This is a genomic window from Brevundimonas sp. GW821-FHT10E09 (genome assembly GCF_058809375.1).
Genome location: NZ_JBXASO010000006.1, coordinates 1 through 11838, shown reverse-complemented (window position 1 = coordinate 11838; position 11838 = coordinate 1). Strand labels below are relative to the sequence as shown.

The window sequence follows — 11838 nt, the reverse complement described above, 5'->3', positions numbered from 1 at the left end:
GTCGGTAATGCCGCATTATGACCGGGCGCCCTTTGCGACGAAAGTCGCGATCTGAGGATAGGACAGATTGTCCAATGTCGTTTCTGATCGAAGCTGACTATCCGGCCCAGTTCGAACGCCAACCGTCGCGACTCCTCCCTGTTGTCCGATGTTTCCCGATTGGAGCCGCCTTGCGCCGTCTGCGCCTACTCCTGCTCGTGCCCATGGTGGCGCTTCTGTCGGCCTGTAATCTGGTCGTGCTGAAACCCGCCGGCGACATCGCCCAGCAGCAGGGCGACCTGCTGATGATCTCCACCCTGCTGATGCTGATCATCATCGTTCCGGTGATGGCGCTGACCGTATTCTTCGCCTGGAAGTACCGGGCGTCGAACAAGGACGCGGAATACCAACCGGACTGGGACCACTCGACCCATCTGGAGGTCGTGATCTGGGCTGCGCCCCTGCTGATCATCATCTGCCTGGGCGCCCTGACCTGGGCCGGCACTCACCTTCTCGATCCTTACCGCCCCATTGACCGGATCAAGCCGGGGCAGGCGGTGGACGAAAGCGTTGAGCCGCTGCAGGTCAATGTGGTCGCGCTCGATTGGAAATGGCTGTTCATCTATCCGCAGTACGGCGTCGCCACCGTCAACGAACTGGCCGCGCCTGTGGATCGCCCCATCCGCTTCCACATCACCTCGTCCTCGGTGATGAACTCCTTCTATATTCCCGCCCTGGCCGGCCAGATCTACGCCATGCCGGGCATGGAGACGAAGCTGCACGCCGTCATCAACCGTCCGGGCGAGTATGAAGGCTTCTCGGCCAACTATTCCGGCGACGGCTTCTCGCACATGCGTTTCGCCTTCCACGGTATGGACCAGGCAGGCTTCGACGGCTGGATCGCCGGGGTTCGCCAGGGCGGTCAGGCGCTGGATCGCGACCGTTACCTCGAACTGGAAAAGCCCAGCGAGAAGGTGCCGGCGATGCGTTTCTCCACGGTCGACGGCGGCCTGTGGGACGCGATCCTCAACATGTGCGTCGAGCCGGGCAAGATGTGCATGGGCGAGATGATGGAAATCGACCGCAAGGGCGGCCTGACCATGGCCTCGGTGCGCAACACCATGCCGCTGGTCTATGACAAGTACGCCGGTCGCGGAAAGAACGCGGCGATCTTCGGCTCGAACGACAGCTATGTCATGACCATCTGCACGCCGCTGCAGGCTGAGGCTGCGGCCGCTGATCGCATCCGTCGGGCCGAACTTGACGCAGCCAGCGCCCCTGTCAGCCTGGCGCCTTTGTCGGGCCTGGGTTGACCCAGGGCGTGCCGATGGCGTCGCTGTCCACAGACAAACAATCTACGGGGGCGGTTTCGACCGACGTCCGTTCCTCCCCCAACGCCTGAGCGAACACAGTCGATGAACGCTGACACCCTCATTCCACTCATCTTCGGGCGGTTGACGCTCGAGGCTCTGCCGTTGCACGAGCCGATCCTGGTCGTGACCATGATCGTGGTCCTGCTGGGCGGCGTCGCCCTGCTGGGCGCCCTGACCTATTTCAAGCTCTGGGGCTATCTCTGGAAGGAATGGTTCACGACCGTGGACCACAAGAAGATCGGGATCATGTACATGATCCTGGGTCTGATCATGTTCGTGCGCGGCTTCGCCGACGCTATCATGATGCGCCTGCAGCAGGCGATGGCGTTCGGCGGGTCCGAAGGCTATCTGAACGCACACCACTATGATCAGGTCTTCACCGCTCACGGGGTGATCATGATCTTCTTCGTGGCCATGCCGATGGTGACGGGGATCATGAACTATGTCGTGCCGCTGCAGATCGGCGCGCGCGACGTCTCCTTCCCCTTCCTCAACAATTTCAGCTTCTGGATGACGACGGCCGGCGCCATCATCGTCATGGCCTCGCTGTTCGTCGGCGAGTTCGCCCGCACGGGCTGGCTGGCCTATCCGCCGCTGTCCGGCATCGGCTACAGCCCCGGCGTCGGGGTGGACTATTACATATGGGCGCTGCAGATCGCGGGGGTGGGGACGACCCTGTCCGGCATCAACCTGATCGCCACCATCGTGAAGATGCGGGCGCCGGGCATGGGCATGATGAAGATGCCGATCTTCACCTGGACGTCGCTCTGCACCAACGTCCTGATCGTGGCGTCCTTCCCGGTCCTGACCGCCGTCCTGGCCTTGCTGACGCTTGACCGCTATGTCGGCACCAACTTCTTCACGAACGACTTCGGCGGCAACCCGATGATGTACGTGAACCTGATCTGGATCTGGGGCCACCCTGAGGTCTACATCCTGATCCTGCCGCTGTTCGGCGTCTTCTCGGAAGTCGCCTCGACCTTCTCGGGCAAGAAGCTGTTCGGCTACACCTCGATGGTCTACGCGACGGTCGTGATCACGATCCTGTCGTACCTGGTGTGGCTCCACCACTTCTTCACCATGGGTTCGGGCGCGTCGGTGAACTCCTTCTTCGGCATCACCACGATGATCATCTCGATCCCGACGGGGGCGAAGATCTTCAACTGGCTCTTCACCATGTATCGGGGCCGTATCCGTTTCGAACTGCCGATGATGTGGCTGGTCGCCTTCATGCTGACCTTCGTGATCGGCGGATTGACCGGCGTGCTTCTGGCCGTGCCGCCGGCCGACTTCGTGCTGCACAACTCGCTGTTCCTGGTCGCCCACTTCCACAACGTCATCATCGGCGGCGTGTTGTTCGGCCTGTTCGCCGCCATCAACTTCTGGTGGCCGAAGGCTTTCGGCTTCAGACTCAACAAGTTCTGGGGGCTGGTCAGCTTCTGGTGCTGGGTGCCGGGCTTCTGGCTGGCGTTCGCGCCCCTGTATGTCCTGGGTCTCATGGGCGTGACGCGCCGGATGCGGGTGTTCGACGACCCGTCCTTGCAGATCTGGTTCGTCATCGCCGCCATCGGCGCAGGCGTCATCGCCCTGGGCATCGCGGCCATGTTCATCCAGTTCGCGGTCTCCATCATCAATCGCGACAAGCTGCGTGACATCACGGGCGATCCGTGGGGCGGCCGCACCCTGGAATGGGCCACCTCTTCACCTCCGCCCGCCTACAACTTCGCCTCCACGCCGGTCATTCATGACTCCGACGCCTGGTGGGACATGAAGAAGAAGGGCTATCAGCGTCCGCTGTCCGGCTATCGCGCAATCCACATGCCCTCGAACACGGGCACGGGGGTCATCATCTCGGGCCTGTGCCTGGTGATGGGTCTGGCGCTGATCTGGTACATCTGGTGGCTGGCGGCCCTGACCTTCGTGGGCGTGCTGGCGGTCTCGATCGCCCACACCTTCAACTACAAGCGCGACTACTACATCCCTGAGGATGAGGTGCGCGAAACCGAAGAGGCGCGCACGCGCGCCCTGGCCGGAACGGAGGCCTGATCCATGAGCGTGACCGCGACTGAGATCGACCCGAACGTCTTCCATCTGGAAGAGGAGCCGCATCACGAGGAAGGCTCCAGCACCATGCTGGGCTTCTGGCTCTATCTGATGAGCGACTGCCTCATCTTTGCGATGCTGTTCGCCGTGTTCGGCGTCCTGGGCGGCAACTACGCCGCCGGGCCGGGACCCAAGGAGCTGTTCGACCTGGAGCTGGTGGCGGTCAACACCGCCATGCTGCTGTTCTCGTCGATCACCTACGGCTTCGCCATGCTGGCGATGGACAAGAACAACAGGACCCAGACCCTGATCTGGCTGGCGATCACCGGCCTGTTCGGCCTGGCCTTCCTGGGAATCGAACTCTACGAGTTCGCGCACCTGATCCATGAAGGCGCCACGCCGCAACGCAGCGCCTTCCTGTCTGCCTTCTTCACCCTGGTGGGCACCCACGGCCTGCACGTGACCTTCGGCATCATCTGGCTGGTGACGCTGATGGTTCAGGTCAGCTGGAAGGGCCTGATCCCCGCCAACAAACGCCGCCTGATGTGCCTGTCGATGTTCTGGCACTTCCTCGACGTCATCTGGATCGGCGTCTTCACCTTCGTCTATCTGCTGGGCATGGTTCGATGAGCGCCGACAAGAACGATCACTCGCCCGAGTCGCACGAGGTGGACCACCTGGGTCACGAGGCGCACAATCACGGCTCCTTCAGGAGCTATATGATCGGTTTCGTGCTGTCGGTGATCCTGACGGCCATCCCGTTCGCCCTGGTGATGACCGGCGCCTTGCCGCCCCAGGCGACGGCCCTGATCGTCATGGCGTTCGCCGTGGTGCAGATCGTGGTCCACATGATCTACTTCCTGCACATGAACTCCAAGTCGGAGGGCGGCTGGACCATGCTGGCCCTGATCTTCACGATCATCGTGGTGGTCATCGCCCTGTCGGGTTCGCTGTGGGTGATGTACCACCTGAACACCAACATGATGCCCGCCACCCACGAAATGAGCCAGATGTCCTCCTGAGGACAGGCCCGGGAGATCGCCATCAAGGCCCAAGGCCCAATCGCGCCGCGTCTGTCGCCGACCCTGTTCTGGGCCGGCGTCGGCGCGGCGTTGCTGTTTGCGGGCTTCGTCGCCCTGGGCGGATGGCAGTTGCAGCGACTGGCGTGGAAGACCGACCTGATCGCCCAGGTCGAAGCGAGTGTGCACGCCGCGCCGCAACCCGCGCCGGAGCCGGACGCCTGGCCGACGGTGTCGAGAGAGACGGACCAGTATCGTCACGTCACGGCGCGGGGCGTTTTCCGACATGACCGGGAGACCCTGGTCCAGGCCGTCACGGATTACGGCGCCGGATTCTGGGTCATGACGCCGCTGCAGACCGACGCCGGCGCCACGATCCTGATCAATCGGGGCTTCGTCACGCCACAGCGTCGTTTGCAGAAGGATCGACCGGGCGGGCAGGCGACGGGCGAACAACAGGTGACCGGCCTGTTGCGCATCACAGAACCCAGGGGCGGTTTTCTGCGCACGAATGATCCGGCGGGCGACCGCTGGTACTCTCGCGACATTGCGGCCATCGCTGCGGCCCGGGGGCTGTCCAATGTCGCGCCCTATTTCATAGACGCCGACGCGACGCCCAATCCCGACGGCTGGCCCAGGGGCGGTCTGACCATCGTGAAATTTCCCAATAGCCATCTCGTCTACGCCCTGACCTGGTTCGGCATGGCCCTGATGACCCTTGTCGGCTTCGGGCTCTTGGTCCGCGAAGTCCGGCGCCGCCGATCCGCGCAATGACCAAGACGCTTCAACGGCTGCTGGGCATCGGCGACTGGCGCGAGACGGCGGTGTCGCAGGAAACCGCGAACCGGCGAAATCTTCGCCTGCTGATCCAGTTGCGCTGGCTGGCCGTCGCCGGTCAGGTCGCCACCATACTGCTGGTCCATTTTGTCATGGGCATCCGCCTGCCGGTCTTCTGGCTGCTGATCGCACCCGCCGGCCTGGCCCTGGTCAATCTGGTCAGCGTCCCGCTGACGCAGCGCCGGGACGCCATCTCGGATCAGGAACTCATGCTGGCCCTGCTGGCCGATGTCGCGGCCCTGACGTGGCAGCTTTTCCTCACCGGCGGCGCGGCCAATCCGTTCGTGGCCCTCTATCTGCTGCAGGTCGTGCTCGGCGCGGTGCTTCTGGCCCCCGTCTACGCCTGGTCGCTGATCGGCGTCACCAGTCTGTGTTTCGCCGGCCTTGGCGTATTCAACCGGCCGCTGAACCTGCCGCCCGACAGCGAGGATGCTCTGTTGAGCCTCTATATGCAGGGCAGCCTGATCTGTTTCCTGCTGATGGCGGTGCTGCTGGTGCTGTTCATGACGCGGATCAACGACAATCTGCGCGCCCGCGACGCATATGTCGCCGATGTGCGCCAGCAGGCGACGGAACAGGATCACATCGTGCGCATGGGCCTGCTGGCTTCGGGGGCGGCGCACGAACTGGGCACGCCCCTGGCGTCGCTGTCGGTCATACTGAGCGACTGGCGAAGGATGCCGATGCTGAAGGCTGATGCGGACCTGAAGCAGGACATGGACGTGATGCAGGCCGAGGTCGAACGCTGCAAGGCCATCGTCACCGGCATCCTGATGTCGGCGGGCGAGGCGAGAGGCCAGGCGCCGATGCGCACGACCATGGGCCGGTTTCTGAACGAGGTGGTTCAGGGCTGGAGCGCCCGTGACGCCCGTGTCCGGGTCGAGGTCACGGCATGGACCGGACCCGATCCGAGCGTCATCGCCGACCCCGCCCTGCGTCAGGTCTTCGGCGTCCTGTTCGACAATGCGGTGGAGGCGGGGGCTCGCCGCATCTTCGTGTCCCCGGTCGTTCGCGACGGGCAGCTGGAATTTGCGATCCGCGACAATGGGCCCGGCTTTCCAGCCACGATTCTGGAGCGGCTGGGCAAACCCTATAATTCGACGAAGGATCGCCCCGGCGCGGGTTTGGGCTTGTTTCTTCTGGTGAATGTGATGCGTTCGCTGGGCGGCGCGGTTGAAGCGTCCAATCCCCCAGCTGGCGGCGGCGAGGTGCGGTTGATCCTCCCCATCGCTGCCCTGGCGCCGCAGGAGATGTCCGATGACTGATGAAACCCCGACCCTGTTGATCGTTGAGGACGACGAATCCTTTTCGCGCACCCTGCGCAAGTCCTTCGAACGGCGGGGCTATATGGTGGTCAGCGCGGACGGCCCCGATCAGATGGCCGAGGTGCTGAAAATTCACCGGCCGGGCTTCGCCGTGGTCGATCTCAAACTGGGCGGCGCCTCCGGCCTGGGGTGCGTCTCGACCCTTCGCGCCTTTGACGCCGACATGAACATCGTCGTCCTGACCGGCTTCGCCAGTATCGCCACGGCGGTGGAGGCGATCAAACTGGGCGCCCGTCACTATCTGGCCAAGCCGGCCAGCACCGATGACATCGAAGCCGCCTTCGGCAAGGCGTCGGGCGACGCCGCGACGCCCCTGACCAGCCGCCCGACCTCGATCAAGACCCTGGAATGGGAACGGATCCACGAGACCCTGGTGGAGACGGACTTCAACATCTCCGAAGCCGCTCGCCGCCTCGGCATGCATCGCCGCACCCTGGCCCGGAAGCTTGAGAAGCGTCGCGTGACCTGAACCTGGTCTCTCAGTGGGATCGTCGGCAGGAATGGCGGAAGCGGTGGGATTCGAACCCACGGACGGCTCTCACCGTCGCTGGTTTTCAAGACCAGTGCCTTAAACCACTCGGCCACACTTCCTTGCCGCGCTGAGCGGAGGCGGACGCCATAGCAGGCGAACGGCGCATTAACCAAAGCGGAAATGTCTTCGGTCATCCTGTTTTTGAGGATCGAGGCGAGGTGCGACCGATGACGACCGGACAATGGATGCGCAGCGGCCTGATCCTGGGCCTGTTCTCGCTGCTGGCGGCCTGTTCGACCGTCGGCGGCAAAGGCGGCGCGAGCGGAATTCCCGTGGTCAAGGATCCGGCGCCGATCGTGTCGGGGACGATGCGGCCCTATCAGGTGCGCGGACGCTGGTACACGCCCAAGGAGCAGCCGGACTACGAGGAGGTCGGTATGGCCTCCTGGTACGGGGACGCCTTCAACGGGCGGCCGACCTCAAGCGGCGAGCGGTTCGACATGCACCAGCTGACGGCGGCGCATAAGACCCTGCCGCTGCCGGGGCTGGTCGAGGTCACCAACCTGGAAAATGGTCGTCGGCTGGTGGTCCGGGTCAATGATCGGGGCCCGTTCGTTGACAGTCGGATCATCGACCTGTCGCGGGAGGCGGCGCAGGAGCTGGGGATGCTGTCGCAGGGCGTCGGGCGGGTGCGGGTCCGGTATCTGGGCCGCGCGCCCCGACAGGGCGGCGGGACGATCCTGCGGGCGGAAGGGCCGGCCAGAGCGCCAAGCTCGGCCCCGGCGCCCGCGCCTTCGCCCGTTCCGGTGGCTGTCGTTGCGGAGGTCGCGAGCTTCTGGGTGCAGGCGGGGACTTTCTCGGACCAGGGCGAGGCGAGCCGAATCGCGGAGCATTTGAGCGGATGGGTGCGCGCCGACCGGAATGGCGGGCGGTATAATGTCGTGGTCGGTCCGTGGGAGAGCGCCAACGCGGCCGAGGTTGCGCGCCAATCCGTCGTGGCGAAGGGTTATGTCGGCGCCCTGTTGATATCGGGCAGTTGATCGCGCGCACGGGCTTGCGTCCGGCGGGCCGCGCGCGCCATGAAGGCGCGTGACCCGTGGAAAATTCATCAGCTTCGAAGGCGGCGAGGGCTCCGGCAAGTCGACTCAGGTCGGACGGCTGGTCGAGCGGCTGCAGCCCGTCCTGGGCGATCGCGCTGTGGTGCGGACGCGTGAACCGGGAGGTTCGAAAGGGGCGGAGGTGATCCGCAACCTGGTCGTGGCCACCGACGCCGAGCCCTGGTCGGCCATGACCGAGACCCTGCTGATGTACGCCTCGCGTTCGGACCATCTGGAGCGGACCATCCGGCCGGCGCTGGAGGCCGGCGACTGGGTGGTGTGCGACCGGTTCGCCGATAGCAGCCGGGCCTATCAGGGCGCCGGCGGCGGGGTTGCCCAGAGCTTTATCGAACAGATCGATGCGGGCGTGGTCGGAGACGATCAGCCGGACCTGACCCTGGTGTTCGACCTGCCGGTCGAGGTGGGGCTGGAGCGGGCGTTCGGGCGCGGCCTGTTCGAGACGCGGTTCGAATCCAAGGGGCTGGAGTTCCATCAGCGACTGCGCGAGGGTTTTCTGAGGATCGTCGAGGCCCATCCGGAGCGGTGCGTGCTGATCGACGCCGTGGGGTCGCTGGACGAGGTGGAGGCGCGCGTCTGGCGGGCGGTTCAGGACCGGCTGCTGTGAGCGACGATCATCCCCGCGACCGGTTCGACCTGGTCCCTGATGCGGCGGCGGAAGCGGCCTTTCTGGACGCCTGGGAGCGGGGACGGCTGCACCATGCCTGGCTGCTGTGCGGGGTCGAGGGGACGGGCAAGGCGACCTTCGCCTATCGCGCGGCGCGGCGGTTGCTGGGGGCGGCGGCCGATCCGGCGCGCGGGCCGCTGGGCGCGCGACGCGAGGATCCGGTCAGCCGGCTGATCTCGGCCCAGTCCCACCCGGACCTGCTGGTGCTGGAACGGCTGGTCGAGGGGGGCAAGACCAAGAAGTCGATCTCGGTCGATCAGTCGCGCGACCTGCCCGAGTTCTTCTCCAAGAGCCCGTCCCAGGCCCAGCACCGGGTGGCGATCATCGACGCGGCCGACGACCTGAACCTCAACGCGGCCAATGCCTTGCTGAAGGTTCTGGAGGAGCCGCCCGAGCGGGGCGTGCTGTTCCTGGTCACCCATGCGCCGGGGCGGCTGCTGGCTACGATCCGGTCGCGCTGCCGGCGGCTGAGCTTCCCCATCTGGACGCCGGAGCGGCTGGAGACCCTGGTCCGGAACCGGACAGGGGCGGAGCCGGAGGAGGCCGAGCATGCGGCGGCCATGGCGGGCGGATCGCCGGGCGCGGCCCTGGCCCTGGCGTCGGGGGCGACCTTCGAGATGGACCAGTTGGCGCGGCGCTGGGTCGAGGGCGATGTGGACCGGGCCGAGGCCCTGGCCGTCGCCGACAAGTTCCGGGGCGCGGAGGGGCAGGAGCGGTTCGAGACCCTGATGGACCGGCTGATCGCGGCGGTGCGGATGCGCGCCTTGAGCAGTCCCGCCGGCGCAGGCAACCGCTGGGCCGAGCTGTGGGAGCGGCTGCAGCCCTTGCCGGAGCGGGCGGCGGGGCTGAACCTGGACAAGGCCGATGTGCTGGCCGGGGCGCTGGCGGACCTGAGGCGGGTCCAGGCCCAGCAGGAACGGATGGGCTGATGCTGATCGACAGCCATGTGAACCTTCACGCCCCCCAGTTCGACGAGGACCGGGACGCGGTGATCGCCCGGGCGCGCGAGGCCGGGGTCGGCCTGATGGTCGAGATCTCGGACAAACTGACCAGCTTCGAGGCGACCCACGGGATCGCCATGGCCAACCCCGACATCTGGTGCACGGTGGGGGTGCATCCGCACGAGGCCAAGGATGCGGCGGAGCTGACGGCGGCGACCCTGATCGAGCTGGCGCAGCGGCCCAAGGTGGTGGGGATCGGGGAGTGCGGGCTGGACTTCCACTATGACTTCAGCCCGCGCGAGATCCAGGCGGCGGTGTTCCGCCAGCATGTGGCGGCGGCGCGGGAGACGGGTCTGCCGCTGGTGATCCATACCCGCGAGGCAGATGAGGTCATGGGGGCGATCCTGAAGGAGGAGCACGCCGCCGGGCCGTTCAAGATGCTGATGCACTGCTACACCAGCGGGGCGGAACTCGCGGGAATCGCAGCGGAACTGGGAGCCTGGTTCTCGGTGTCGGGGATCGCCACCTTCAAGGCGGCCGAGGATGTGCGGGCGGTGATCCGGGACATGCCGGCCGAGCGTATAATCGTCGAGACCGACTGCCCCTATCTGGCGCCCATCCCGCATCGGGGGCGGCGTAACGAGCCGGCCTATATCAGCCATGTGCTGGACAAGCTGGCCGAGATCCGGGGCTGGAGCGCCGAGGAGGCGGACCAGAGAACCACCGAGGCCTTCTTCGGCCTCTTTGACCGGATACCGAGACCCGCATGAGCTTCGAAGTCGTCATCCTGGGCAGCGGATCCTCGGGCGGGGTGCCGCGGGGCGATGGCGACTGGGGCGTCTGCGACCCGGCCGAGCCGAGGAACCGGCGCACGCGCTGCTCGATGCTGGCGAGGAAGACCGGGCCGGAGGGGATGACCAACATCCTGATCGACACCTCGCCGGATCTGCGCGAACAGATGCTGGCCAGCGGGACCCGGCATGTGGACGCGGTCCTCTATACCCACGACCATGCGGACCAGACCCACGGGATCGACGATCTGCGGACCTTCGCGACGCGGGCGCGCAAGCGGATCCCGGCCTGGATGGATGAGGCGACCCTGAACTCCCTGTCGCACCGGTTCGACTATATCTTCGAGAGCAAGTTCGGCTATCCGCCGCTGCTGGACGCCCAGGTCATTCCGCCGCACGGGACGGCCTGGTCGGTGGAGGGGCCGGGGGGCGCGATCCCGGTCGTGACCTTCGATCAGGGGCACGGGCCGATCCGGTCGGTCGGCTATCGGCTGGGCGACATGGCCTATTCCAGCGACGTGTCGGACCTGGACGAGGCGGCGATCCGGGCGGTGGCGGGGTGTCAGGTCTGGATCGTCGACGCCCTGCGCTACACCCCTCATCCGACCCATGCGCATTTGGACCGGACGCTGGAGTGGATTGCGGCGGCGGACGTCGAGCGGGCGGTGCTGACGAACCTGCATATCGACATGGATTACAAGGAACTGTCGGCGATTGTTCCGGCCAATGTTGAGGTCGGGTTCGACGGCTGGCGCTGCATGATCGGCTGAGGCCGGTCGGTTTGGCGTAAAAACAGGGTGACAAACCGCCAAACCGCCAAATGGGCCAAATGCGCCATGGGGCACCTGCTGCGGCGTTAGGATCGGCTGAGGCCGGTCGGTTTGGCGCGAAAACAGGGTGACAACCGTGCCAAAGGCGCCAAACGCGCCAGGGAGCGCCTGCTGTGGCGTTGATGGGGGGCGGACGGCGGCGCACGCCCGATGTCAAAGACCGGACGACGAGGCTAACACAGTCTGGATGTGTGGTTGGTCGATTGCCGTCTGGGCGCGTTAGGGTGTTGAAATTATTAGTTTCAGTTCACCAAATTAGGAGAGATGATCTTCGTTTTCCTTCCTTGGCCCATCTATACAAACCGCTCTCCTCACGTTTGCATTCAGCAGGGCCGCGCTGGAAAGCGGACGTCCCGAACATCTTTTCGGGGTGATGGGGTGGACGCCCCCCGACGGCATCTATGTGCCAGAGTGAGGTGTTGAACAGCACTCGAAGGAGGCGTCCG

General features: G+C 65.4%; 12 protein-coding genes and 1 tRNA gene. 12 read left to right on the top strand and 1 reads right to left on the bottom strand.

Annotated elements, in window-relative coordinates:
* The first annotated feature begins 170 nt into the window (after nucleotides 1-170).
* From cyoA to AC1RSI_RS06980, 7 genes are all read left to right on the top strand, one after another.
* A complete protein-coding gene (gene cyoA / locus AC1RSI_RS07010; RefSeq protein WP_230307625.1) occupies nucleotides 171-1292 on the top strand; it encodes a ubiquinol oxidase subunit II in 1122 nt (373 codons plus the stop codon).
* 102 nt (nucleotides 1293-1394) lie between these two features.
* The gene (gene cyoB / locus AC1RSI_RS07005) at nucleotides 1395-3398 is read left to right on the top strand and encodes a cytochrome o ubiquinol oxidase subunit I (protein ID WP_040349468.1); all 2004 of its coding nucleotides are present in this window, start codon (nucleotides 1395-1397) and stop codon (nucleotides 3396-3398) included.
* Nucleotides 3399-3401: 3 nt separating this feature from the next.
* Nucleotides 3402-4025 (top strand): cytochrome o ubiquinol oxidase subunit III, encoded by a 624-nt coding sequence (gene cyoC / locus AC1RSI_RS07000; RefSeq protein WP_008262479.1) that lies wholly within the window; start codon nucleotides 3402-3404, stop codon nucleotides 4023-4025.
* Nucleotides 4022-4417, top strand: a complete 396-nt coding sequence (gene cyoD / locus AC1RSI_RS06995) for a cytochrome o ubiquinol oxidase subunit IV (protein ID WP_035306277.1) — start codon at nucleotides 4022-4024, stop codon at nucleotides 4415-4417. Before cyoC ends, cyoD begins: the two co-directional genes overlap by 4 nt.
* A 90-nt stretch (nucleotides 4418-4507) precedes the next feature.
* Complete coding sequence (locus tag AC1RSI_RS06990; protein ID WP_035306279.1) at nucleotides 4508-5188, top strand: SURF1 family protein; 681 nt, start codon at nucleotides 4508-4510, stop codon at nucleotides 5186-5188.
* Nucleotides 5185-6516, top strand: a complete 1332-nt coding sequence (locus AC1RSI_RS06985) for an ATP-binding protein (protein ID WP_008261611.1) — start codon at nucleotides 5185-5187, stop codon at nucleotides 6514-6516. The genes AC1RSI_RS06990 and AC1RSI_RS06985 overlap by 4 nt, the downstream gene beginning before the upstream one ends.
* Complete coding sequence (locus AC1RSI_RS06980) at nucleotides 6509-7045, top strand: response regulator transcription factor (protein WP_035306281.1); 537 nt, start codon at nucleotides 6509-6511, stop codon at nucleotides 7043-7045. The genes AC1RSI_RS06985 and AC1RSI_RS06980 overlap by 8 nt, the downstream gene beginning before the upstream one ends.
* 32 nt (nucleotides 7046-7077) lie before the next feature.
* Here the strand turns inward: AC1RSI_RS06980 and AC1RSI_RS06975 are convergent.
* Nucleotides 7078-7167: transfer RNA gene (locus AC1RSI_RS06975), tRNA-Ser, on the bottom strand.
* Nucleotides 7168-7275: 108 nt separating this feature from the next.
* Here AC1RSI_RS06975 and AC1RSI_RS06970 point away from each other — a divergent pair.
* Genes AC1RSI_RS06970 through AC1RSI_RS06950 form a run of 5 tightly spaced genes read left to right on the top strand, consistent with a single transcriptional unit; the run spans nucleotide 7276 to nucleotide 11332 of the window.
* The gene (locus tag AC1RSI_RS06970) at nucleotides 7276-8088 is read left to right on the top strand and encodes a septal ring lytic transglycosylase RlpA family protein (RefSeq protein ID WP_035306284.1); all 813 of its coding nucleotides are present in this window, start codon (nucleotides 7276-7278) and stop codon (nucleotides 8086-8088) included.
* 49 nt (nucleotides 8089-8137) lie between these two features.
* Nucleotides 8138-8770, top strand: coding sequence for a dTMP kinase (gene tmk / locus AC1RSI_RS06965; protein WP_154726177.1), 633 nt, complete (start codon nucleotides 8138-8140; stop codon nucleotides 8768-8770).
* The gene (locus tag AC1RSI_RS06960) at nucleotides 8767-9759 is read left to right on the top strand and encodes a DNA polymerase III subunit delta' (protein ID WP_154726176.1); all 993 of its coding nucleotides are present in this window, start codon (nucleotides 8767-8769) and stop codon (nucleotides 9757-9759) included. Before tmk ends, AC1RSI_RS06960 begins: the two co-directional genes overlap by 4 nt.
* Nucleotides 9759-10541 (top strand): TatD family hydrolase, encoded by a 783-nt coding sequence (locus tag AC1RSI_RS06955; RefSeq protein ID WP_154726175.1) that lies wholly within the window; start codon nucleotides 9759-9761, stop codon nucleotides 10539-10541. Before AC1RSI_RS06960 ends, AC1RSI_RS06955 begins: the two co-directional genes overlap by 1 nt.
* Nucleotides 10538-11332, top strand: coding sequence for an MBL fold metallo-hydrolase (locus tag AC1RSI_RS06950; RefSeq protein WP_154726174.1), 795 nt, complete (start codon nucleotides 10538-10540; stop codon nucleotides 11330-11332). Before AC1RSI_RS06955 ends, AC1RSI_RS06950 begins: the two co-directional genes overlap by 4 nt.
* The last annotated feature ends 506 nt before the right edge of the window (nucleotides 11333-11838 follow it).